Annotated in this window: 19 protein-coding genes; 4 read left to right on the top strand and 15 right to left on the bottom strand. The window is 72.4% G+C overall.

Annotated features, from left to right (window positions below):
- Position 1 precedes the first annotated feature (1 nt).
- The 6 genes from OHU34_RS32945 to OHU34_RS32920 all read right to left on the bottom strand — a co-directional run bounded on the left by OHU34_RS32945 (position 2) and on the right by OHU34_RS32920 (position 8,254).
- On the bottom strand, positions 2-583 hold the full coding sequence (locus OHU34_RS32945) for a hypothetical protein (RefSeq protein WP_028806582.1): 582 nt from the start codon (positions 581-583) through the stop codon (positions 2-4).
- Positions 568-1,704 carry a ParA family protein gene (locus tag OHU34_RS32940; RefSeq protein ID WP_028806581.1) on the bottom strand — a complete coding sequence of 379 codons (1,137 nt, stop codon included), beginning with the start codon at positions 1,702-1,704 and terminating at the stop codon, positions 568-570. Before OHU34_RS32940 ends, OHU34_RS32945 begins: the two co-directional genes overlap by 16 nt.
- A gap of 415 nt (positions 1,705-2,119) precedes the next feature.
- Positions 2,120-3,244 carry an alanine dehydrogenase gene (ald, locus tag OHU34_RS32935; protein ID WP_020128160.1) on the bottom strand — a complete coding sequence of 375 codons (1,125 nt, stop codon included), beginning with the start codon at positions 3,242-3,244 and terminating at the stop codon, positions 2,120-2,122.
- A 136-nt stretch (positions 3,245-3,380) separates the two neighbouring features.
- Positions 3,381-5,591 carry a tetratricopeptide repeat protein gene (locus tag OHU34_RS32930; RefSeq protein WP_230196327.1) on the bottom strand — a complete coding sequence of 737 codons (2,211 nt, stop codon included), beginning with the start codon at positions 5,589-5,591 and terminating at the stop codon, positions 3,381-3,383.
- Between the two features lie 279 nt (positions 5,592-5,870).
- Complete coding sequence (locus OHU34_RS32925) at positions 5,871-6,497, bottom strand: NUDIX hydrolase (RefSeq protein ID WP_142269604.1); 627 nt, start codon at positions 6,495-6,497, stop codon at positions 5,871-5,873.
- Positions 6,498-6,589: 92 nt separating this feature from the next.
- On the bottom strand, positions 6,590-8,254 hold the full coding sequence (locus OHU34_RS32920) for a CTP synthase (RefSeq protein ID WP_142269605.1): 1,665 nt from the start codon (positions 8,252-8,254) through the stop codon (positions 6,590-6,592).
- 468 nt (positions 8,255-8,722) lie between these two features.
- On the opposite strand from OHU34_RS32920, the gene OHU34_RS32915 reads away from it, so the two are divergent.
- Together OHU34_RS32915 and OHU34_RS32910 are read left to right on the top strand one after the other, a co-directional pair.
- Positions 8,723-10,525 (top strand): glycoside hydrolase family 15 protein, encoded by a 1,803-nt coding sequence (locus OHU34_RS32915; protein ID WP_020128156.1) that lies wholly within the window; start codon positions 8,723-8,725, stop codon positions 10,523-10,525.
- 111 nt (positions 10,526-10,636) lie between these two features.
- Entirely contained in the window at positions 10,637-12,019 is a 1,383-nt protein-coding gene (locus OHU34_RS32910) for an FAD-binding oxidoreductase (RefSeq protein ID WP_405769760.1), read from the top strand.
- Positions 12,020-12,091: 72 nt separating this feature from the next.
- Here OHU34_RS32910 and OHU34_RS32905 read toward each other — a convergent pair whose 3' ends face one another.
- Positions 12,092-13,060 (bottom strand): LLM class F420-dependent oxidoreductase, encoded by a 969-nt coding sequence (locus OHU34_RS32905; RefSeq protein ID WP_405769757.1) that lies wholly within the window; start codon positions 13,058-13,060, stop codon positions 12,092-12,094.
- 80 nt (positions 13,061-13,140) lie between these two features.
- On the opposite strand from OHU34_RS32905, the gene OHU34_RS32900 reads away from it, so the two are divergent.
- The gene (locus tag OHU34_RS32900; protein ID WP_230196322.1) at positions 13,141-14,784 is read left to right on the top strand and encodes a PucR family transcriptional regulator; all 1,644 of its coding nucleotides are present in this window, start codon (positions 13,141-13,143) and stop codon (positions 14,782-14,784) included.
- A 3-nt stretch (positions 14,785-14,787) separates the two neighbouring features.
- On the opposite strand, the gene OHU34_RS32895 is transcribed toward OHU34_RS32900, so the two are convergent.
- The 5 genes from OHU34_RS32895 to OHU34_RS32875 all read right to left on the bottom strand — a co-directional run bounded on the left by OHU34_RS32895 (position 14,788) and on the right by OHU34_RS32875 (position 20,412).
- The gene (locus OHU34_RS32895; protein ID WP_230196321.1) at positions 14,788-15,924 is read right to left on the bottom strand and encodes a glycosyltransferase family 4 protein; all 1,137 of its coding nucleotides are present in this window, start codon (positions 15,922-15,924) and stop codon (positions 14,788-14,790) included.
- 567 nt (positions 15,925-16,491) lie between these two features.
- Positions 16,492-18,210, bottom strand: a complete 1,719-nt coding sequence (recN, locus tag OHU34_RS32890; RefSeq protein ID WP_142269979.1) for a DNA repair protein RecN — start codon at positions 18,208-18,210, stop codon at positions 16,492-16,494.
- A 174-nt stretch (positions 18,211-18,384) separates the two neighbouring features.
- Entirely contained in the window at positions 18,385-19,290 is a 906-nt protein-coding gene (locus OHU34_RS32885) for an NAD kinase (protein WP_020128151.1), read from the bottom strand.
- Positions 19,287-20,102: a TlyA family RNA methyltransferase gene (locus OHU34_RS32880; protein WP_142269610.1), complete on the bottom strand. Its 816-nt coding sequence runs from the start codon at positions 20,100-20,102 to the stop codon at positions 19,287-19,289. Before OHU34_RS32880 ends, OHU34_RS32885 begins: the two co-directional genes overlap by 4 nt.
- A gap of 7 nt (positions 20,103-20,109) precedes the next feature.
- Positions 20,110-20,412: a hypothetical protein gene (locus tag OHU34_RS32875; protein WP_405769753.1), complete on the bottom strand. Its 303-nt coding sequence runs from the start codon at positions 20,410-20,412 to the stop codon at positions 20,110-20,112.
- A 42-nt stretch (positions 20,413-20,454) separates the two neighbouring features.
- On the opposite strand from OHU34_RS32875, the gene OHU34_RS32870 reads away from it, so the two are divergent.
- The gene (locus tag OHU34_RS32870; protein ID WP_142269612.1) at positions 20,455-20,802 is read left to right on the top strand and encodes an SCP2 sterol-binding domain-containing protein; all 348 of its coding nucleotides are present in this window, start codon (positions 20,455-20,457) and stop codon (positions 20,800-20,802) included.
- Here OHU34_RS32870 and OHU34_RS32865 read toward each other — a convergent pair.
- Genes OHU34_RS32865 through OHU34_RS32855 form a run of 3 tightly spaced genes read right to left on the bottom strand, consistent with a single transcriptional unit; the run spans position 20,786 to position 23,777 of the window.
- Positions 20,786-21,679, bottom strand: a complete 894-nt coding sequence (locus tag OHU34_RS32865; protein WP_142269613.1) for an ABC transporter ATP-binding protein — start codon at positions 21,677-21,679, stop codon at positions 20,786-20,788. The two genes, OHU34_RS32870 and OHU34_RS32865, sit on opposite strands and share 17 nt — an antisense overlap.
- Positions 21,676-22,737, bottom strand: a complete 1,062-nt coding sequence (locus OHU34_RS32860; RefSeq protein ID WP_405769750.1) for a FecCD family ABC transporter permease — start codon at positions 22,735-22,737, stop codon at positions 21,676-21,678. Before OHU34_RS32860 ends, OHU34_RS32865 begins: the two co-directional genes overlap by 4 nt.
- Complete coding sequence (locus tag OHU34_RS32855) at positions 22,734-23,777, bottom strand: iron ABC transporter permease (protein WP_142269614.1); 1,044 nt, start codon at positions 23,775-23,777, stop codon at positions 22,734-22,736. Before OHU34_RS32855 ends, OHU34_RS32860 begins: the two co-directional genes overlap by 4 nt.
- Between the last annotated feature and the right edge of the window lie 78 nt (positions 23,778-23,855).

The following is a 23,855-nucleotide window of genomic DNA, read 5'->3' as shown; positions in this document are numbered from 1 at the left end:
GCTACCGCCCGCGAAGTCGTCGGACCAGGATGCTGGCGTCCCCGCGGCTCTCCAGGTCGGCGAGGACCACGGCGACCGCCTCGCGGACGATGCGCCCCCGGTCCACGGCCAGCCCGTGCTCACCGCGGAGCACCAGCCGGGCGTGCTCCAGATCCATGAGCTCCTCGGCGGAGACGTAGACAGTGATCTTCTCGTCGTGCCGCTCGCGGCCGCTGGGCCTGCGGGACGCCTGCCGTCCGCGTTTGCGCGACTGGCCGTCGGCGGCGGAGGCAGAACCTTCCTGCGGGCCCTGGCGCCGCTCTGGGCGCTCCCCGGGAGCGCCCCGGGTACGGGACTCCCCGGCGTCGCCCTGACCCGCGTCGGCCGCCGCGTGCTCGGCGCCCTCGCCGTCACCGCCCTGCGCGGGCACGGCCTGCGGCGCGTCCTCCGCGCCGCCGGCCGCCACCCCGTCGCTCTCGCCGGCCGGCGCCGGTACCCGGGCCTCGCCGTTGGCGGGGCGCCGGGGCGCGGACGGCTGAAGCGCCATTCCCCCTGTCGTACGGAAGAGTTCGTCGGCCCCCGGCAGACTCACTCGGCGTGACACCGGGCGAGCACCTCCCTGGCGAGCTGGCGGTAGGCGGCGGCGCCGACGGAGTTGGAGGCGTACGTGGTGATCGGCTCACCGGCGACCGTGGTCTCCGGGAAGCGGACCGTGCGCCCGATGACCGTGTGGTAGACGTGGTCGTCGAAGGCCTCGACGACCCGCGCGAGCACCTCACGGCTGTGCACGGTGCGCGAGTCGTACATCGTGGCGAGGATCCCGTCGAGTTCCAGTTCCGGGTTGAGCCGTTCCTGGACCTTCTCGATGGTCTCGGTCAGCAGGGCCACACCCCGGAGGGCGAAGAACTCGCACTCCAGCGGCACGATCACCTTGTGAGCGGCCGTCAGGGCGTTGACGGTGAGCAGGCCGAGCGAGGGCTGACAGTCGATGACGATGTAGTCGTAGTCGTCCATCAGCGGCTTGAGCGCACGCTGGAGCGTGGACTCGCGCGCGACCTCGGAGACCAGCTGGACCTCGGCGGCCGACAGGTCGATGTTGCTGGGCAGCAGGTCCATGTTCGGGACCGCTGTCTTCAGGAGCACCTCGTCCGCCGCCATGCCCCGCTCCATGAGCAGGTTGTAGACGGTGAGGTCGAGCTCCATCGGATTGACGCCGAGACCGACCGACAGCGCGCCCTGCGGGTCGAAGTCCACGAGCAGCACGCGCCGACCGTACTCCGCGAGTGCGGCACCCAGGTTGATGGTCGACGTCGTCTTGCCCACGCCGCCCTTCTGGTTGCACATCGCGATGATCGTCGCGGGGCCGTGCTGGGTCAGCGGGCCCGGGATCGGGAAGTACGGCAGCGGGCGTCCGGTCGGACCGACGCGCTCACGGCGCTGTCGGGCCGCGTCGGGCGCGAGCGTGGCCGCGTACTCCGGGTCCGGCTCGTACTCGGCATCGGGATCGTAGAAATGCCCTTCGGGCAGTTCGTCGTAGTCGGCGAAGTGGTTGCGGGGCGCGCCACTTCCGTCGCCGGCCATGGCGTTCACGTGATGGCCATCCATGCTCTGGTGTGCTGACAGAGCCACATGGGTGCTGCGCTGGCTCTGGTGGGCTGCGAAGGTTCGGACAGCGACGGAGCCGACAGCCTCGAGCCCCGCGGAGACCTGGGCCCGCGTCGGCATTCCTGGTTGACCACCCCCGGGAGCAAATGTCGACTCATTCACAAGTCGTCTTACCTCCTTGGTGACCAGGAAACTTCTAGACAAGGTCAGCGTGGCACCATGCCGACAGTCGGCGACTCTATGGCGTGTCGGGTGTTCGCAGCAACACAATCCGCCGGACCCGGCCCGATGTGTCGGCAATGAAACATCCCGCTGTCAAGGGCGTACGGCCGTCGCACGGCAGGTTTCACCGGTGTACGAATCGGTCGAAGCGTTACGTTCGAGGCGAGTTGGCCGAGAGCCGCAAAGTGACCATACACACATCCGGCCGGACCTTGTCGGGCAAGGTCCGGCCGGGTGTGCGGGGTTGACGACCTGTGTTGACGTATCGCCTTTTTCCGCGGGGTTACTTGGCCGATCGACTCGGCACGGGGGCTCAGCCGAGCAGCTGGTCGAGCTCCATGTGCTCCAGGCCGTGCGCCTCCGCGACCTCACGGTAAACAACCTTGCCGTCATGGGTGTTGAGGCCCCTGGCCAGCGCGGCATCGCGGCGCAGCGCCTCCACCCAGCCCTTGTCGGCGAGTTCGACGATGTACGGCAGCGTGGCGTTGGTGAGCGCGTAGGTGGAGGTGTTGGGGACCGCGCCGGGCATGTTGGCGACGCAGTAGAACACCGACTCGTGGACCGGGAAGGTCGGCTCGGCGTGCGTGGTCGGACGGGAGTCCTCGAAGCAGCCGCCCTGGTCGATCGCGATGTCGACAAGGACACTTCCGGGCTTCATCCGGGACACGAGCTCGTTGGTGACCAGCTTGGGCGCCTTGGCTCCCGGGATGAGGACGGCGCCGATGACGAGGTCGGCCTCGAGGCAGGCCTTCTCCAGTTCGAAGGCGTTGGAGACGACCGTCTGGATCTTCGTACCGAAGATCTTGTCGGCCTCCTTGAGCTTGTTGATGTCACGGTCGAGCAGCGTGACGTGGAAGCCCATGCCGATGGCGATCTGCGCCGCGTTCCAGCCGGAGACACCGCCGCCGATGACGACCGCCTTGGCGGCCAGCACGCCCGGCACACCGCCGGGCAGCACGCCGCGGCCGCCGTTGGCGCGCATCAGGTGGTAGGCGCCGACCTGGGGCGCCAGCCGGCCCGCGACCTCCGACATCGGGGCGAGCAGCGGCAGCGCGCGGTTCGGCAGCTCGACGGTCTCGTAGGCGATCGCCGTGGTGCCGGACTCCACGAGGGCGTCCGTGCACTCCTTGGACGCGGCCAGGTGCAGGTAGGTGAAGAGCGTCTGGTCCTTGCGGAGGCGGTGGTACTCCTCGGCGATGGGCTCCTTGACCTTCAGCAGCAGGTCGGCGGTGGCCCACACCTCGTCGGCGGTCTCGAGGATGCGCGCGCCGGCGGCCACGTACTCCTCGTCCGTGATGGACGAGCCGACACCGGCGTTGCGTTCGACGACGACCTGGTGGCCGTGGCGCACCAGTTCGTGCACACCGGCGGGGGTGATGGCCACCCGGAACTCGTTGTTCTTGACCTCGCGGGGGATGCCGACCTTCACGTCGATCACGGTCCTTGGCTCAGTAGATGTGGGGGCACAGCAAAGGCATACCCGGAGATACAGGGCACACCGGGATGCACCGCAGGAGAACGAGCGGCAGAGCCAGTCTAATGAAGGTGTTCCCGCTGTCTAGCCTTTCATTGCATCAATCTTCAGCGGGTGTACTGCGGATTTCGCAGGTGTTAGCGCGGTGTTCCGGTGGATCAGGCCGTTCCGGCCCTGCCACCGGCCCCGACCCTGGCCCTGGCTCCGGCCCCGACTCGGGCCGCGACTCCGCCTCCGGCCGCGGTCCCGATGCCGGTCCCGATGCCGGTTCCGATGCCGCCGACCGAGGCTCCGGGTCCGGCTCCGGATCCGGATCGCGGTTCGGGCGCTCCTCTCCCAGGATGCGCTCGGCCGCGCCCCGGTGCAGGCCGGCCGCCACCGGATCGCCGAGGCGCTCCAGGGTGTCGGCCAGCCTCAGCTGCACCGCGGCCTGCAGACGCGTGTCCTCGGCGCGCCCGGCCCACTCCACCGCCTCCTGACAGGTGCGCAGCGACTCCTCGGGGCGCCCCGCGTACTCCTGGACCCGGGCCAGCTCGCTCAACGCCCGTGCGTACGCGCCGATGTCGCCGTTCTTGCGGTGCCCGGCGGCCGCGGCCCGCCAGGCCCGCTGCGCCTCGCCGTAGCGGCCCGCGTAGGTGTGCGCGGTGGCGATACGGCCGTAGAGCCGGGCGGCGTCCGCGCGCTCGTCGCGGGCCAGCCGCTGGGCGAGTGCCCGTCCGAACCAGTCGGCGGCCCGGTCGTAGTCCCCGAGCTCGAGATGGGCGCCGCCTACGGATTCCATCGCGCGACCGATCGCATACGGGTCGTTCGCCTCGCGTCCGGCGTCCAGAGCGGCCCGATAACGCACCAGGGCCTCCGCAGTGCGGCCCGTCCTGGCGTCGACGTCGGCGAGGTTCAGCAGGGCTGCGGCCTTCTCGCGGGGCAGGTTGCGCCGTTCGGCCACGTCCAGGACGAGCTGGTGGACGCCGTACAGGTCGGGCGCCGCCGCCTGGGTGCCGAAGTGCGCGACCATCGCCCTGACCAGCTGGGACATCAGGCGGCGGGCCAGGGTGTCCAGGTCGCCGTCGGCGACCGCAAGGCGGGCCGAGGCGAGCAGGGCGGGCCGGCGGACCCGCAGCCACTCGGCGGCCGCGCGGGGGGTGGGGAAGCGCAGGGCGCTGGGCATGCCCTGGAGCTTCTCGCGGGCCTGGGGGTTGTCGGTCTCGGTGATGGCCCGGCAGGACTGGAGCAGCCGCACCGTCCGCTCCAGCATGCGGGCGCGCGCCAGCTGGAGCTCGGCCGGGCGGTCGTGGCTCTCGGCGGCGGCGTGCAGCAGGGGGTACAGGCAGGCGGGCACCTCGTACTGGGGCAGCGGGGAGTCCAGGGGCCGCAGCAGACCCAGGGCGGCGAGGTCGTCCAGAGTGGTGCGGGCGGCGCCCACCGAGCAGCCGGCGAGCGCGGAGGCGGTGTGCGGGTCCGCCAGGCCGGCCGGGGCCAGGCAGAGCAGTCGCAGTATCCGGGCGGCGGGGGCGGGCAGCGCGGCATGCACCAGCCGGAAGACCCGGCTGAGCGGGGAGCCCTCGTCACCCTCCGCGTGGAGCTGCTTGGCGAGGTCGGCCACGGCCGCCTTCGGGCGGGCGGCGAGCCAGCCGCCCGCCAGGTTCAGCGCGGCCGGCTGGCCCTGGCAGGCCTCCACGAGGCCCTCGGCGGAGCGCGGGTCGACGGTGATGCGGACCGAGCCGGTGTGGCGGCTCAGCAGTTCGAGGGCGGACTTGGTGTCCAGGCCGCCCAGGGTGCAGGGGCGGACGTCCGCGATGCCGGTGAGCGGCCCGGCGGAGACGGCGACGAGGAGGCACTGCGGGGCGTCCGGGAGCAGCGCGTCGACCTGTTCGGCGCCGGCCGCGTCGTCGAGCAGGAGCAGGACGCGGCGCCCCGCGAGGGCCTGGCGGAGGAGGGCCGCGAGATCGTCCTCGTCGGCGCCCGGCGGCGCCGGTACGTCCAGCGCGGTGAGCAGTTCACGGGCGGCTCGCTCGACCGGCACGGGCGTGCCGTCGGGCTCGGCGAGGCGGGCGCGCAGGACGCCGTCCCGGTAGTTGTCGGCGACCTGCCGGACGAGTTCCTCGGCGAGCGCCGTACGCCCGGAGCCGGGCCGCCCGGCGATGAGGAGCACCCGCGCGCGTGGCGCCTTCTTCCCGGAGATGGTGTCCAGTCCCGCGCGCTCGATGTCGGCGCGCAGCTCTTTCAACTCCCGGAGTCTGCCCAGGAAATGGCCCTCTGTCGCAGCGTGTCCCGACAGCTGCACGCCGCCTGTGTCCACTGCCTGATCCGTCACGGGCCACACTCCCGTCCCACCGCACGCGCAAGCCCGCCGGGACTCCGGATCGGGCGATTCCCGAGCCTAGTTCACGCTCTGCGACGTTCCGGGTGGAGTACGGCGGCACGGCCGGGACGTCCCTCGATCGGATCAGCCGATCGTCACACCGGACGGCGTCGGGACGGCCTCGGAAGGAACGGCTTCACGCGGGACAGCCGCGCGCGGGCGCCCACATGTGGGCGCCCCACATGCGGGACGGCCACATGTGGAGCGGCCTCGGGACGGCGGCGGAGGGCGTCACGCCTCGAAAGGGCGCGCCGGCCAGGGCGCCTCGGCCGGGCGCAGCGCGTCGAGCCCGTCGCCGGTACGCGCGGCGACCAGGGAGAGGACGCCCACGACGAGGCAGTTGCTGTGCACGTCGCCCGCGAGCACCCCGCGGACCAGTTCGTCGACCGGCACGCGCGCGTGCTCCATGTCGGCCTCCTCGTCCTCCACCGCGAAGCGCTCGCCGTCGGCCTCCGACAGGTCACGGGCCAGGAAGATCCGCACCGACTCGTCACAGCCGCCCGCGGTGGGGTAGACGTCGGTCAGCACCCGCCAGTCCTCGGCCTTGACGTGCGCCTCCTCGTACAGCTCGCGCTGGGCGGCGTGCAGGGGGTTCTCGCCGGGCACGTCGAGCAGACCGGCCGGGATCTCCCACAGCTTCTGCCCGACCGGGTGACGGTACTGCTTGATGAGCAGGACACGGCCCTCCCCGTCGAGGGCCAGGACGGCCACGGAACCCGGGTGGACCTGGAAGTCCCGGCGTACCACCGAACCGTCGGGCATGACCACCTCGTCCGTGCGGACGGAGGTCTTGTTGCCGACGAAGGGGGTCTCGCTCGACCGGATCTCCCACGCCTCGGGGGTGTCCTTGATCGTCATGCAGTGCGTCCTTCCACGTGCCACGTGCGCAAACGAAAACCGGGGTGCCCACCCTTGAAGGTTTGCACCCCGGCCACCGTACAACTGGTGTGTTACTTCGAAGCCTTCCCCGCCTCGACGGTCCGCTGGACCGCGGCCTTCACCAGGCCGGCGAACAGCGGGTGCGGACGCGTGGGCCGCGAGCGCAGCTCGGGGTGGGCCTGGGTGGCGACCAGGTACGGGTGGACGTCACGCGGATACTCGACGTACTCGACGAGCTTGCCGTCCGGCGAGGTGCCGGAGAACAGGATGCCCGCCTTCTTCTCGAGCTCCGCGCGGTAGGCGTTGTTCACCTCGTAGCGGTGCCGGTGGCGCTCCTCGACGTACTCCTTGCCGTCGTACACCTCACGGACGATCGAGCCCTCGGCCAGCTTGGCCGGGTACATGCCCAGGCGCATCGTTCCGCCCATGTCGCCCTCGCCGGCCACGATGTCCAGCTGCTCGGCCATGGTGGAGATGACCGGGTGGCCGGTGGCCGGGTCGAACTCGGTGGAGTTGGCGTCGCCGATGTCGGCCAGGTTGCGCGCGGCCTCGATAACGATGCACTGCAGGCCGAGGCACAGGCCGAGCAGCGGGATCCGGTTCTCCCGGGCGTAGCGGATCGCGCCGACCTTGCCGAGCACACCGCGGTCGCCGAAGCCGCCCGGGATGCAGATGCCGTCGACGTCCTCGAGTTGCGCCTTGGCACCCGCCGGGGTCTTGCAGTCGTCCGACGTGACCCACTTGATCTTCACGCGGGCCTTGTTGGCGAAGCCGCCGGCGCGCAGCGCCTCGGTGACCGAGAGGTAGGCGTCGGGCAGGTCGATGTACTTGCCGACCAGGGCGAGAGTGATCTCGTGGTCGGGGTTGTGGACGCGGTCGAGCAGGTCGTCCCAGGTCGTCCAGTCCACATCGCGGAACGGCAGGTCCAGCTTTCGGACGACGTAGGCGTCCAGACCCTCGCCGTGCACGGTCTTCGGGATGTCGTAGATCGAGCGCGCGTCGGGGCAGGCCACCACCGCGTCCTCGTCGACGTCGCACATCAGCGAGATCTTGCGCTTGATCGCGGCCGGCACCTCGCGGTCGGAACGCAGGACGATCGCGTCCGGCTGGATACCGATGTTCCTCAGCGCCGCGACCGAGTGCTGGGTCGGCTTGGTCTTCAGCTCACCCGAGGGACCGATGTACGGCAGGAGCGAGATGTGCACCACGAAGACGTTGTCGCGGCCCACCTCGTGACGGACCTGGCGGACCGTCTCCAGGAACGGCAGCGACTCGATGTCGCCGACCGTGCCGCCGACCTCGGTGATCACGACGTCGACCTCGTCGGTGGCCATCCGGCGGATGCGGTGCTTGATCTCGTTGGTGATGTGCGGGATGACCTGCACGGTGTCGCCCAGGTACTCGCCACGCCGCTCCTTGGCGATCACCGTCGAGTAGACCTGGCCTGTAGTGACATTGGCGGAGCCGTCCAAGTCACGATCGAGGAAGCGCTCGTAGTGTCCGATGTCCAGGTCGGTCTCGGCGCCGTCGTTGGTGACGAAGACCTCACCGTGCTGGAAGGGGTTCATCGTGCCCGGGTCGACGTTCAGGTACGGGTCGAGCTTCTGCATCACGACCCGCAGACCCCGCGCCTTCAGCAGCATGCCGAGGCTGGAGGCCGTCAGACCCTTGCCGAGCGAGGAGGCGACACCCCCGGTGACGAAGATGTGCTTGGTCGTCGTGGATTTGGGCGTCATGGCCAAGAGGGGGCTCCCGTGGTCGCGATTCGGAGGTGCGGTTCGGGGGCTTCGAGACCACCGGTCCACGGGCTACCAGGGTATCAGCGCCTCAGGGGGATGGCTTCCGGCCACGCTCCGCGCACAGCTCGACACGGGCCGCCCCCGCGCACCGGTTTCTCACCCGTTGCTCACCCGTTCGGCCCACCCGCGTTGTCCGGAGCGGCACGCAGATCATCTACGTGCGTCGTATCCTGCTCGGACACTCGCTGCCGAGCCCGGTCGGCAAGACGGCACACCCCAGTCCGTATCCCACCGGAACAACGAGAGCTCGTCAGTTCGTTGAGCAGGAACCGGCGTTTTGCCTAGATGGCTGAGCGGCTGCTTTGCTTCAGCGCTCAACGACGCATTACAAACGACCCCTTGACCGCACTAGCGACAGCCCCCGTTCCATCCGGGGGTGACGTGGCCGTTCGACTGGAGTTGCACGTGGCCGGGCGCATCGAAGATTACGCACTCATCGGAGACATGCAGACCGCCGCACTGGTCTGCCGGGACGGCACAGTCGACTGGCTGTGCCTGCCCCGCTTCGACTCGCACGCGATCTTCGCAGGTCTGCTCGGCACCGAGGAACACGGGTTCTGGCGCCTCGGCCCCGCGCACGCCTCCGACGCGCCGCCGCCGCGCGCGGCCCGGCGCACCTACCGGGGCGACTCCCTCATCCTGGAGTCCGAGTGGGACACCCCGCGCGGCACGGTCCGGGTGACCGATTTCATGCCCCCTCGCGACGGCGCGCCCCAGCTGATCCGGATCGTCGAGGGCGTCTCGGGCCGCGTCCCGATGCGCTCCGCGCTGCGGATGCGGTTCTCCTACGGCCGGGTCGTGCCGTGGGTGCACAAGCACGAGGGCCGCACGGTGGCCGTCGCGGGCCCGGACTCCGTGTGGTTCGACACCGAGTGCGAGACCTACGGAAAGTCGCTGACCACCTACGCGGACTTCACGGTCGCGCCGGGTGACCGGATCGCGTTCACGATCTCGTGGGAGCCCTCGCACAAGGAGCCGCCCGCGCTGCCCGAGCCCGAGCAGTCGCTCCAGGCGACCGAGGACTTCTGGCGCGAGTGGGTCGAGCACTGTACGTACCACGGCCCCTACCGCGAGGCAGTGATCCGCTCGCTGATCACGCTCAAGGCGCTGACCTACGGCCCGACCGGCGGCATCGTCGCCGCGCCCACCACCTCCCTGCCCGAGGACATCGGCGGCGTCCGCAACTGGGACTACCGCTACACCTGGCTGCGCGACGCGGCCATCACGCTGTCCTCGCTGCTGCGCACCGGCTACCGCGAGGAGGCCCGCGCCTGGCGCGAGTGGCTGCTGCGGGCCGTCGCCGGCGATCCCGAGAACCTCCAGATCATGTACGGCATCGCGGGCGAGCGCGAGCTGGGCGAGGCCGAACTGGACTGGCTGCCCGGCTACGAGAACTCCGGCCCGGTCCGGGTCGGCAACGGCGCCGCGCACCAGCTCCAGCTGGACGTCTACGGCGAGGTCACCGAGGCCCTGCACCTCGGCCACATGACCGGCCTGGCCCGCAACGACTACGCCTCCCTGCTCCAGCTCAAGCTGATCCGCTACCTGGAGCAGCACTGGGACGAGCCGGACGAGGGCATCTGGGAGGTGCGCGGTCCGCGCCGCCACTTCGTGCACTCCAAGGTCATGGCCTGGGTCGCCGTCGACCGCACGATCAAGCTCATCGAGTCCGGCGACGCGGACGGCCCGCTGGAGAAGTGGCGCGAGCTGCGCGACGACATCCACCGGGACGTGTGCGAGAAGGGCTACGACAAGGAGCGCAACACCTTCACCCAGTCCTACGGCTCCAAGGAGCTGGACGCGTCCCTGCTGCTCATCCCGCAGATGGGCTTCCTGCCCCCGGACGACAAGCGCGTGATCGGCACCATCGAGGCGATCCAGCGCGAGCTGTCCACCCCGGACGGCTTCATCCTGCGCTACCCCACCTCGGGCGGCGACGAGGGCGTCGACGGCCTGCCCGGTGACGAGGGCGCCTTCCTGGCCTGCTCGTTCTGGATGGCGGACGACCTCGCGATGATCGGCCGGGTGGACGAGGCCCGCAAACTGTTCGAGAAGCTGCTCTCGCTGCGCAACGACCTCGGTCTGCTCGCCGAGGAGTGGGACCCCCGCCTGCAGCGCCAGGTCGGCAACTTCCCACAGGCCTTCAGCCACGTCCCGCTGATCGACACGGCCCTGCGCCTGACGGCGTCGGGGGCGTACGGCGGCTGAGGGCCCGCGCCGGGCCCTTACGGACCGGTCACGCGCGGCCGCCGAACAGGACCGGGCGGCCGCGCACGCCTACGCTGGAGCCATCTGCCCCTGGACGGAAGGGGGCGCCTCATGGCCTCCCCATCGAAGGCGGGCGCGGCCCTCTCCGCGCTGCGCGAGGAACTGGTCGGCGACGTGTTCGCCCCGGAGGATCCGGGTTACGACGAGGCCCGGGCCGTCTTCAACTCGATGATCGACCGCCGTCCCGCGGTGATCGCCCAGTGCGTGGACGAGGCCGATGTCGTGCGGTCGGTGCGCTTCGCCCGTGACCTGGACCTGCCCATCGCGGTGCGCGGCGGCGGACACAGCGTCGCGGGCATGGCTCTGGGCGACGGAGCCCTGGTGGTGGACCTGCGCCATATGCGCGTGGTCACCGTCGACCCCGCCTCCGAAGCGGTACGGGTCGCGGGCGGGGCCACCATGAGCGACCTGGACCGTGCCTGCCAGCCCCACGGGCTGGCCACGACTGGCGGGCGGACCTCCACCACCGGCGTCGGCGGCTTCGTCCTCGGCGGCGGCACCGGCTGGCTCGACCGCTGCTGCGGGCTGGCCGTCGACAACCTGCTCGGCGTCGAGCTGGTCACCGCCGAAGGCCGGCAGGTCCACGCGAACGCCGACGAGAACCCGGACCTGTTCTGGGCTTTGCACGGCGGCGGCGGCAACTTCGGCATCGCCACCGCGCTCACCCTGAGACTGCACGAACTGCCCGAGTTCTCCATCGCGCTGCTGCTGTACCTGCCCGAGTTCGGCGCCGAGGCCACCCGCACCTACCGGGACGTGATCACGGCCGGCCCGGACGAGGCGAGCGGCGCCGTCATCCACCTCTCCGGCCCGCCCGAGGAGTTCGTTCCGCCGCACCTGGTCGGCTCGCTGTTGTGCGGGGTGCTGCTCACCTACGCCGGTGCCGAGGCGGACATGCGCAAGCTCGCCGAACCGCTGCTGGCGATGCCGCACGAGACGGAGGTCGTCGGGGCGATGCCCTACGCCGACGTGCAGTGCATGATCGACAATCCTCCCGGGATGCGGAACTACTGGTCGGCGGAGTACCTGACGGGTGCCCCGGACGACTTCGTGGACGTGTACTGCGCCCGCGGCCGGGCCATGCCCGTGCCGACGGGCACCATGCACACGCTGTTCCCGCAGGGCGGCGCGATCGGCTCCGGCCCGCACGAGTACCCGGTGCCCTACCGCGACGCGCCCTGGGGGGTGCACCCCTTCGGGCAGTGGGAGGACCCGGCGGACGACGAGCGGTGCGTCCAGTGGGTCCAGGACGTCCGGGCCGCCGTACAGCCCTGGAGCACGGGCGCGGTCTACCTCAACTTCATCGGCGACGAGGGTGCAGACCGGGTCGTGGCGGGCGTGGGCGAGGCGAACGCCCGGCGGCTCGCGGACCTGAAACGGCGGTACGACCCCGACAACGTCTTCCGCTTCAACCACAACATCAAGCCGGCCTGAGAGCCGTCGGCGCCCAAGCCGTCGGCGCCCGAGCCACCGGCCCAAGGGTGCCCGAGCTGTCGCTCCGGGACGTCAGCCCGCTGCGAGGCCCGCCAGCGCCGTCAGCGTCCTTTCCCCGGCCGGATCGGCCGCCGTCGCCGGGACGAGCGCGATCTCGTCGAGTCCCGCCTGCGCGTAGGCGTCGATCCGGGCGCGCACGGTGTCGAGGCCGCCGACCAGGCCGACGGTGGCCGCTGCTGCCGCCGGCAGGGCGCGGACGAGGGTGGCGCGGTCGGCGCCGCCCGCGGCGAGCTCGACGGCGGCCGCGAAACCGGCCTCGGCGAACACCTCGCGGTACCCCGGCACCGTCAGGTATCCGGCGATGCTGCCCAGCACCTCGGCGAGCGACTCGGGCGCCGGGTCGACGGCAGCGGGCAGCCAGGCGGCGAGCGTGGGCCGCGCACGTCCCGCCCGCCCGGCCGCCGCGTCCAGCTTGGCGCGCAGCTCACGGACCTGCTCCGGGGAGATCACGTCGAGCAGCATCCGGTCGGCGTGCGCGGCGGCGGCGGCGATCGCGCGGTCCCCGAAGGCGGCCACGGTGAGCAGACCGCCGGGCGCCGGCAGCCGGCGCCGGAAGCTGCTGCCGGGCACGACCGGCTCACCGGGCGCGCCGTGCAGCAGGGCGCGGACGGCCGCCGCGGTCTCGGTCAGGACGGCGGCGGGGCGTACCCGGGGCCGCCCGTGCACGCCCTCCACGACGCGTCTGCTCGAGGTGCCCAGCGCCACGCCGACCGCCCGTCCGCCGGTGACGGCGGAGACCGACGCGGCACCCCGGGCGAGGGAGTACGGGTCGCGCAGCGACACCGGGACCGGCCCCGCCGTCAGCGCGGCCCGCTCGGTGACCCGGCCGAGCGCCGCGGCGAGCACGAAGGCGTCCCAGGTCGGCCCTTCGCCCGCCCACACCTCCCGGTAGCCGAGCCGGTCGGCGAGAGCCGCGACCCGCAGCGGCTCGTCGACCGGGCTGTCGTCCTCACGGGCCACGGCCACCACACTGAAATCCATGGTCCGCCGCTACCCGGTGACGGCCGCCCCATACCGGACGGAGCTGTCACCTGGACGTCCGCGCAGGTAGCGTCCGCTGCATGGACAGCGGCACGGACCACCGATTCGACAGCCAGAGCGCCGGCATCACCGTGCGACGCGCACTGGAGCTGCCCGGCCTGCGCAGCGGGCTGCCCGAGATCCTCGCGGGCGCCGACCGGCTGGGCCGCACGGTGCGCTGGGTGCACGCGGGCGAGGTCCCGAACATCGCCTCGCTGCTCAAGGGCGGCGAGCTGCTGCTGACCACGGGATACGGGCTCGGCACCCGTCCGGCCGAGCAGCGGGCGTTCGTCCGCACGCTGGCCGAGCGGGGCATCGCGGCCCTGGTGATCGAGCTGGGCCCGCGCTTCACCCGGCTGCCCGCGGCCCTGGTGGAGACGGCGCGCACGACCGGGCTCCCCCTGGTCCAGCTGCACCGCGAGGTGCCGTTCGTGACCGTCACGGAGGAGATCCACACCGAGATCGTCAACGGGCACTACGCCCTGCTCCAACAGGCCGAGGAAGTGCACCGGCGCTGTACCGAAGCGCTGCTCGGCGGGGGCGGGATACCGCAGGTCCTGGGCATCCTGGCGGACTTCAGCGGCAACCCCGTCTTCCTGGAGACGACCGAGGGCCAGCTTCTGTACGCCGCCGGAGCCGGCCCCGAGGGCGCGGACCCGCTCCAGGTGTGGGAGGGCCTGCGCGGGCCGCACAAGGACGCGCCGCCGCCCGTCGGCTCGGTGCTGGTGGACGTGCCCGGGGGCGGGCCGGGGGCGGGTTCGGTACGCGCCCGGCTCGTGCTGCTGCCCGTGCGCGCCCCTCTCGCACCCGTGCACCGGATCGCCGCCGAACGCGCCGCCGGGATCCTGGCCGTGGTGCTGATGCAGGCCCGCCAGGAGGAGGAGCTGGCGGCACGGGGCCGGGGCGACTTCCTCACCGACCTCGCCGAGGGCCGGATCGCCGCGGAGGACGCTCCGGCGCAGGCACGCGTCCTCGGCTTCAAGCCGGGCACCGGTCCGCTGCTCCCGGTCGTCATGCGGCTGGGCGACGGCCTCTCCCCCGGCGGAGGCTGGGCGGTGCTGGCGCGGGCGGTCGCCGAGGAGCTCGCGTCGGTGGGCGTGCCCGTGCTGCTCGGTGTGCGGCCGGTGGAGGGCCGGGTGCCGTTGCTGTTGGGCCTGCGGTCGGAGTCGGAGCGGTCGGCGGTGGCGGACCGGGTCGCGGCGGCGCTGCGGGCCGGGGCGGAACGGGCCGGGATGCAGCGGCCGGGGGCCCAGCCGCCGGTGGTGGTGGTCGGGGTGGCGGGCGGCTGGGCGGCCGCCTCGGCGGGCCTCAGACACGCGGCGGAGACGGCGACCGCCGCGCAGGGCCTGTCGGACCGCCCCTGGTACGACGCCCGCCGCCTGGACATCGACCTGCTGCTGTGGCGGCTGCGCGACCACCCCGATCTGGCGGCTTTCGTGGACCGCGCGATCGGCCCGGTCCGCGACCACGACCACCGCTCCAAGCCGCCGCTGCTGCCCACCCTGGAGACCTACCTCGCGCACGCGGGCCGCAAGGCGGAGACGGCCCGCGAGCTGCATCTGAACCGCCAGACGCTGTACAACCGCCTCGCCCGTATCGGCGAGTTGCTCGGCACCGACCTCGACGACCCGCAGACGGTGCTGGCGTTGAGCCTGGCGCTGCGGGCGCGGCGGCACGTGGCGTAGGGCTCAGATCATCGGCTGGGGCTGCGTCAGCTCGTCGTAGACGCTGAGGACCTGGGCGACGGTCTCGTCCTCGGTGGGCCAGCCGGCCGCCTGCCGGGTGCCCAGGTCCCGGAGGTGTTCGGCCCGTTCGGGGTCCTCGAGGAGGCGTACGGCGGCCGCGGCGAAGGCCCCCGGCTCATGCGGCGGGACCAGTTCGGCCGCGTCGCCGACGAGTTCGCGGATCCCGCCGGTCAGGGCGGCGACGAGCGGCACGCGCGCGTGCAGGGCCTCCTGGGCCAGGACCGACCGGGACTCCTCGCCCCCGGGCAGCAGCGCGAGGTCGGCGGCGGCGAGCAGTTCGCTCACGTCGTCGCGGCGCCCGAGCAGCCGGACGGGCAGCTCCTCGTCCTCGATGCGGCGCTGGAGCTCCGCCCGCTGCGACCCCTCCCCCGCCACCACGACCAGCGGCACCGGGTCGAGGCCGCGCCACACCCGCGCGGCGTCCAGCAGCAGGTCGTGACCGCGGTGACCGTCCAGGGACCCGACGGCCGTGAACAACGGGCGCCCTATGGCGCCGAGTTCGGCCCGCAGCTTCGAGGACGGCCGCTCGGACTCCTCGATCCCCTCGATCCCCTCGGTCCGGCGGGGCCGGGGCAGCGCCACGGCGGCGAGCCGTGCGTCACGTGCGCCGGTCCTGCGGGCCCGGTCGACGAGGTCGGAGGTGGTGCCGAGGACCACGGTCGCCGTCCTCGCGACCCGGCGCTCCAACAGCCGCAGCAGATGGGCGCGGGCCCCCTCGGCGTGCGCGCGGTTGTGCCAGGTGACGATGAGCGGGGTGCGCCGGCCGCTGAGTGCGAGAACGGCCCGGAACGAGGCGTGCAGTCCGTGCGCGTGGACGAGGTCGGCGTCCGTGCAGGCCGCCCGGAGCGCCGCGACGGACCCCGGATCGCTGCTGCGCGGCACGTGCACGTGTGCGGCTCCGGCCCCCGTGAAGTCGTAGGTGTCATCCGCCTCGCCGGGGGCGCACACCGTCACTCGCACGCCCCGCGCGACGAGCCCCGCCGCCAGGGAACGCACGTGCGCGCTGCTGCCGGCGTTGCCGCCGCCCAGCACCTGCACGGTGCGCAACGACGACTGGCCGTGCGGTGAGTGGCTGCTCACGTGGCCGGGGCTCCTGGTTCGGCGTCGGACGGTCACGAAGAAACGTACAGAGGGACCGGGCGGAGGGGTGGACCGCTGGCGTTCCTCCACGTACTACGCCCAAGGATGCCAGCACGTACGGGTGTTCCGTGCCGCCGAGCACACTGACACCCGGTCACGGGGTCCCCCTCATCACCCACACGAGTGAGAGAACTCGGGGTTCCGTTCGATTACCCGAGCACTGACCTCACCACCTGACTCACCGTCTCCCCGCAGATCCCGGCACCGACCCGGCAAGCACGACGGCCGACCCCCGTCCACCCCCGAGGCCGACGGCCGGAGTGGCGGCCGGCGCGGCGGCGGGCCGCAGTGCGGCCCGACCGTCCGGTCTCCGTGGTTCTCGCGGTTACGGCATGCGCGCCCTGTGGGCGCCGGGGCGCGCGGAGCCGCCGCCGTCCCCCGGCTCGGCCCGGCCGCCACCGCGAACGCCGGGCCCCGTCCGCTCGGGGTGGACATGCCCTTCACCCTCGGGAACGGGCGACGGCCGTCCGGCACCCGGACCGGCCGGCGCCGGCGCCTACCTCGTCGCTAGCCGTCCGCGCGGGCCGTGGCCAGCAGCTCCTCGGCGTGCGCCCGGGCCGTCTCGGAGTCCTCCTGACCGGCGAGCATCCGGGACAGCTCCCGGATGCGGTCCTCGCCCTCCAGGACCTTCACGCCGGACCGGGTCACCGACCCGTCGTTGGTCTTCTCGACCAGGAGCTGCCGGTCGGCGAAGGCGGCGACCTGCGGAAGGTGGGTGACCACGACGACCTGAGCGGTCCTGGCCAGCCGGGCCAGGCGCCGTCCGATCTCGACCGCGGCCTTGCCGCCCACACCGGCGTCGACCTCGTCGAAGAGATACGTCGGCACGGGATCCGTCCCCGCGAACACGACCTCGACGGCCAGCATCACGCGCGAGAGCTCACCGCCGGACGCGCCCTTGGCGATGGGCCGCGGCGGCGCGCCGGGGTGCGGGGCGAGCAGCAGCTCGACCTCGTCCGCACCGGCCGGTCCGTAGGCGACCGGACGTCCGCCGACCTCGACGCCCTCCGGGTCCTCGGTCTGCCGGATGTCGAACGACACGCGCGCGTGCGGCATGGCGAGAGAGGCCAGCTCGGCGGTCACGGCGGCGGCGAACCGCTCGGCGGCGTCCGTGCGCGCGTCCGTCAGTGCCTGCGCCAGCCCGCCGAGTTCGCCGCGCAGCGCGTCCCGTTCCGCGGTCAGCTCGTCGATGCGCTCGTCGTCGCCGTCCAGCTCGGTGAGCCGGGCGGCGCTCTGCTCGGCCCAGGCGAGCACGGAGTCCACGTCCTGCCCGTACTTGCGGGTGAGCGCGGTGAGCGCGGCCCGCCGCTCCTCGACGGCCGACAGCCGCAGCGGATCGGCGTCGAGGTCGTCGGCGTACCCCGCCAGCTCGCCCGCGACATCGCCGAGCAGGATCCCGATCTCCCCGATCCGGTCGGCGAGCGCGGCCAGCGCCGGATCGTGCGACCTGACGGCCTCCAGGGCCCGCTGCGCGCCCGCGACGAGCGTGGTGGCCTCGATGCCCTCGGGGTCCTCGGGATTACCGGCGAGGGCGGCGTGGGCGGCCGTGGCGGCGGAAGACAGCGCTTCCGCATGCCCGAGCCGCTCGGCCTCCTCCGCCAGCTCCACGTCCTCCCCGGCGCGCGGTTCGACGCCGCCGATCTCGTCGAGCCCGAAGCGCAGCATGTCGGCCTCCTGGGCCCGCTCACGCGCGCGCGTGACGATCTCCTCCAGCTCGACGGCGACGGCCCGCAGCCGCCGGTAGGCCTCGGTGTACTTGGCGAGCGGCACGGTCACCGCGTCACCCGCGTACCGGTCGAGCGCCTGTCGTTGCCGGGACTGCTTCAGCAGCCCCTGCTGGTCCGTCTGCCCGTGGACGGCGACCAGCTCGTCGGCGAGCTCGGCGAGCACGCCCATGGGCACGCTCCGCCCGCCCACGTGCGCCCGCGACCGCCCCTCGGCGGAAACGGTACGGCTGATGAGCAACGCCCCGTCGTCGAGCTCGGCCCCGGCCTCCTCGGCCCGTACCACCACCGAGGCGTTCGGGGGCATGGTGATGCGCCCCTCCACCACCGCCTTCTCGGCGCCGATCCGCACGAGCGCGGGATCAGCGCGTCCGCCCAGCAGCAGCCCGAGGCTGGTGACCACCATGGTCTTGCCCGCGCCTGTCTCACCCGTGACAGCGGTGAAGCCTGGCGACAGCTCGACGACCGCGTCGTCGATGACTCCGAGCGACCGTATCCGCATCTCCTCCAACACGGACAAGACCTTACGAGGTCGGGGGGAGGAAGTGCGACGCCCCCCGGCCCCGGAAGGGGAACCCGCAGGTGAAGAATGTGTATCGACGGCGCCGTGTCACCCGGGTGAGTGCAGTCGGACCCGGGGCGCCGAGGCGTACGGACCGGCCGGCGTACGGACCCGCTAGTGACGCGCGCCTCGCCAGCCGGAGACGGGCAGCGCGAACTTCGCCACCAGCCGGTCCGTGAACGACGCGTGATGCAGCCGGGCCAGCCGGACCGGCACAGCCCCCCGCCGCACCTCCACCCGGGCACCGGCGGGCAGCTCGACGGTCCGCCGCCCGTCGCACCACAGAACGCCCGGCGGAATGTGCGGCAGCACCTCCACCGCGAGCACGGAGTCGGGCGAGGTCACCAGCGGCTTCGCGAACAGCGCGTGCGCACTGATCGGCACCATCAGCAGCGCCTCGACCTCGGGCCACACCACGGGGCCGCCCGCCGAGAACGCGTAGGCGGTCGACCCCGTCGGCGTGGACAGCACGATCCCGTCGCACCCGAACCCGGTGACCGGCCGCCCGTCGATCTCCAGCACCACTTCGAGCAGCTTCTCCGCGCCGGCCTTCTGCACGGCCGCCTCGTTCAGCGCCCAGTCGGTGTGCACGATGTCCCCGTTGCGATGCACGACGACATCGACGGTCATCCGCTCCTCGACCTCGTACGCCTTCGTCACCACCCGGTCGACGACCTTGTCGAGGTCGTCGCGCTCGGCCTCGGCGAGGAAGCCGACGCTCCCGAGGTTGACGCCCAGCATCGGCACCCCGGACGCCCGCGCGAACTCCGCGCCGCGCAGCAGCGTGCCGTCGCCGCCGAGGACGATGAGCAGCTCACACCCCTCCAGGCACTGCGGGGTGGCCTCGGAGACCAGCTCCACCTCCTCGGGCAGCGGCAGGTCGGCGGCCTCGTACTCCAGGACGCGCACCCCGATACCCTCACGCAGCAGCCCCTTGACGACCAGCTCGGCACTGCGGATGGCCGCGGGCCGCCCGGTGTGGGCGAGCAGGAAAACAGTACGAGCTCGGTTCTGAGTCAACGCGGCCCCTCCGCAACTGCACGGTCAACATCGGCCGGGTCGAGGGCAGGCGCCCCGGCCCTGAGCCACAGAAAGTACTCGACATTGCCCGAAGGTCCGGGCAGCGGGCTGGCGGTGACACCCTTCACGCCGAGCCCCAGGTCCCACGCCTTCCCGGCCACACCGCGCACCGCTTCCGCCCGCAGCTGCGGACTCCGTACGACACCCCCGCTGCCGAGCCGTTCCTTCCCCACCTCGAACTGCGGCTTGACCATCATCACCAGGTCCGCGTCCGGCGCGGTGCACCGTGCCAGGGCGGGCAGCACCAGCCCCAGCGGGATGAAGGACAAGTCCCCCACGACAAGATCCACAGGCTTCCCATCGATCGCTTCAAGCGTCAACTCGCGTACGTTCGTACGGTCCTTGACGGTGACGCGTTCATCGCTCTGCAGAGACCACGCGAGTTGTCCGTATCCGACGTCCACGGCGACCACGTGCGCGGCCCCCGCCCGCAGCAGCACATCGGTGAACCCGCCGGTCGACGCGCCGGCGTCCAGCGCCCGCCGCCCCTCCACCAGGAGCCCCCGCGGCACGAACGCGGCCAGCGCGCCGGCGAGCTTGTGGCCGCCCCGGGACACGTAGTCGGGGTCGTCGCCGTCGACGGCGACGACGATCGCCGCCGCCGTCTCGACCTGGGTCGCGGACTTGGTCGCGACCGTCTTGCCGACGCTGACCCGCCCGGCGGCGATCAGCTGGCCGGCATGCTCACGCGAGCGCGCGAGCTTGCGGCGGACCAGCTCCGCGTCCAGACGGCGTCGTGCGACTCCTGCCACGTTCGGTTCAGCTCCTGTGTTGGTGTGACGCCGGGGGCACCGGAGGTCCCGGGCGGGCGTCGAGCGCGGTGAGCGCGTCGCGCAGCCCCCGGTGTACATCCTCGTACACCTCGACGTGTCCGTCGGTGGCGAGGTGGTCGGCGTCCGCCAGCCGGTCCAGCAGCGCGTCCGCCTCCGCGTTGCCGGTGGGGGTCCGCGGGACGCCCAGCGGGGCGGGAGCGGCGGGATCGTACTCCCGCTCCCGCTCCTGTTCCTCGGGCACGGTCTCCGTCCCCGGCTCCGGCTCCGGCTCCGGCGCTGTGTCGCTCATGCGAAGACGCTACCTCGAAGGCCTGGGGTACCGTCGATCACGATGGCCACGATCGAGGAGTGCCACGCCGCACTCGAGAAGCTCTCGGACAACATGCGCAGCGCCGAAGGGGACGTCCGGACGGCCGCCGTCCTGGACCGCTCGGTGAGCTGCCGGATCACCGACCTGGACGTCACGTTCGTCGGCCGGATGACGGACGGCCGGATCGTCGTGCAGGACACCCTTCAGGGGCCTCCGGTGGAGAAGGCCGAGATCAGGCTGACCATGACCGGCGACGACCTGGTCGCGCTGGTCGCCGGCGAGCTGAACTTCGCCAAGGCCTGGGGCTCGGGCCGGGTGAAGCTCGAAGCGGGGCTGCGCGATCTGTTCCAGCTCAGGAAACTTCTGTAGCGACCGCCCGCACCGCCTGCCCGGCCCGTGCTCGTGCCTTGCGCGCCGCCGGCACCACCAGCGGGGTCCCCGTCTCGGGGTCGTCGATGACCTGACAGCGCAGCCCGAAGACCTCCTCCACCAGTCCCGCGGTGACGATGTCGTTCGGCGCGCCCTGCGCGATCACCTCGCCGCCCTTCAGCGCGATCAGGTGGGTGGCGTACCGCGCCGCGTGGTTGAGGTCGTGCAGCACCGCGACGAGCGTGCGCCCCTGCTCCTCGTGCAGCTCGGCGCACAGGTCCAGTACGTCGATCTGGTGCTGGATGTCGAGGTAGGTCGTCGGCTCGTCGAGCAGCAGCAGCGGGGTCTGCTGGGCAAGGGCCATCGCGATCCACACCCGCTGGCGCTGACCGCCGGACAGCTCGTCGACATAGCGGTCGGCGAGCTCGGCCACCCCGGTCTGCGCCATGGACTCCTGCACGATCCGCTCGTCCTCGGCCGACCACTGGCGCAGGATGCCCTGGTGCGGGTAGCGGCCGCGGCCCACGAGGTCGGCGACGGTGATCCCGTCGGGCGCGATCGACGACTGCGGCAGCAGCCCCAGCGTCCGCGCGACCTTCTTCGCGGGCATCGACTGGATGACCTGCCCGTCGAGCAGCACCCGGCCCCGACTCGGCCTCAGCATCCGCGACAGGGCCCGCAGCAGGGTCGACTTGCCGCAGGCGTTCGGGCCGACGATCACCGTGAAGGAGTGGTCCGGTATCTCCACCGACAGCTGTTCGGCGATGACCCGCTGGTCATAGGCGAGGGTGACGTTCTCGGCGGACAGGCGGTTCACGGTGCTCCTTGGGTTGTTCCGGTCGGCCGGGCGGCCGTTGTCGTCGACCGCGGCGCTCATATCCGGCCCGCCCTGCGCTCGGTGACGAGGAGCCACAGCAGGTACACCCCGCCCAGCACACCGGTGACCACGCCCACGGGCAGCTGTCCGTCACCGAAGAGCCGCTGTGAGGCCCAGTCGGCGGTGACCAGCAGGGCGGCGCCCATGCACAGGGACGGCACGAGGTTGGGCCCGGGCGAGCGGGTCAGGCGCCGGGCGAGCTGCGGCGCGGTGAGCGCCACGAAGCTGACGGGCCCCGCGGCGGCGGTGGCGGCGGCGGTGAGCAGCACGGCGGAGACCATCAGCACCAGCCGGACACGCTCCACCCGCACCCCCAGCGCGTGGGAGACGTCGTCGCCCATCTCCATCATCCGCAGCCCGCGCGCGTTGGCGAGCACGAGCGGCACGAGCACGCAGGCCAGCCCGAGCAGTGGCCAGACCTGCTTCCAGTCACGGCCGTCGAGGGTGCCGGTCATCCACACGACCGCGCGGGCCGCGTCGACGAAGTCGGCCTTGGTCATCAGATAGCCGTTGACCGCCGTCGCGATCGCCGAGATGCCGATGCCGACGAGCACCAGCCGGTACCCGTGGACGCCCCGCTTCCATGCCAGCAGGTAGATGAGGGCCCCGGTCACCAGGCCGCCCACCAGCGCGCCGACGGTCACCTGGGCGGCGCTCCCGGAGAACAGCACGATCATCACGAGCGCGCCGGCGGTCGCGCCCTGCCCGAGCCCCAGCACGTCGGGGCTGCCCAGCGGGTTGCGCGCCACGGCCTGGAAGAGCGCACCGCCGAGCCCCAGCGAAGCCCCGACGAGCAGGCCCACCAGGACCCGCGGCAGCCGCAGCTCGTTGACGATGAACTCCTGGCCGGCGTTGCCGTCGCCGAGCAGCGTCTTCACGACGTCCCCGGCCGGGATCGGGAAGTCTCCGGTGCCGATCAGCACCACGCTCGCGGCGAGCGCGGCCACCACCAGCTCGGCGACGACGATCAGCGCCCGCGGCTCCAGCCGGACGGAGAACCCGCCCGGGGTGCGCAGCGCCCGAGGGCGGCCGTGCGGGATCTTCTGCGCGGTCTTCACAGCTGGGCCGTCCTCCGCCGTCGTACGAGAAAGATGAAGACCGGCCCGCCGATGATCGCGGTGATGATGCCGACCTGGACCTCCGAAGGCCGGGCGACGACCCGGCCGATGACATCGGAGCCCAGCAGCAGCACCGGGGACAGGACGGCCGCGTACGGCATGATCCAGCGCAGGTCGGGGCCGGTGAACGAGCGGACGATGTGCGGGACCATCAGCCCGACGAAGACGATCGGCCCGCAGGCGGCGGTGGCGGCACCGCACAGCACGGTCGCGGCCAGCATCGACAGCGCCCGCGTGCGGTTGAGGTCGGCGCCGAGCGCCTTGGCGGTGTCGTCGCCCATCGCCACGGCGTTCAGCGGCCGGGCGAGGACGAACGCCAGAAGCGTGCCGACGACCAGGAAGGGCAGCACCTGCCGGATGGTCTCGTCGGTCGCCGTGGACAGCGAACCGACCGTCCAGAACCGCATCCTGGCGAGCGCCGCGTCATCCATGATCATCACGGCCTGGAGATAGCCGTAGAGCGCGGCACTGATCGCCGTGCCGGCGAGCGCGAGCCGCACCGGCGTGGCTCCCCGGCTCCCGCCGAGGAACCAGACCAGCGCACCGACGGCGGCCGCCCCGAAGAAGGCGAACCACACATATCCGGTCAGGCTGGTGACACCGAAGTAGGTGATGGCGGTGACGACGGCCGCCGAGGCGCCCGCGTTGATACCGAGCAGGCCGGGGTCGGCCAGCGGATTGCGCGTGAGCGCCTGGAGCACGGCACCGGAGAGTCCGAGCGCGGCCCCGACGAGCAGCCCCAGCACGGTCCGCGACAACCGCTCGTCGACCACGACGTCCGCGTAGGTCCCCGAGTCCTCGAACAACCCGTGCAGCACCTGCGCCACGGACAGCTCCTTGGCCCCGACGGCGATGCTCGCCATCGCCACCAGCAGCAGGACCGCCAGGGCGGCGAGCAATCCGAGGGAACGTATCGCCCGGCGATTTGGAGGCACGGGGGCGGTCTCCGCGCGCTGTTCGGGAACACTGTCGACCAACACGCAGTTAGGTTAGCCTACCCTCCCAACGTGCCTCGATCCCTGGCCACGACCCGTGCCAGGGTTCACAGCATCACCGCT

The organism is Streptomyces sp. NBC_00080, from assembly GCF_045041255.1.
Lineage (GTDB): Bacteria > Actinomycetota > Actinomycetes > Streptomycetales > Streptomycetaceae > Streptomyces > Streptomyces coriariae.
Note: the sequence above shows the minus strand (reverse complement) of the source record. Positions and strands in the feature narration are given on the sequence as shown.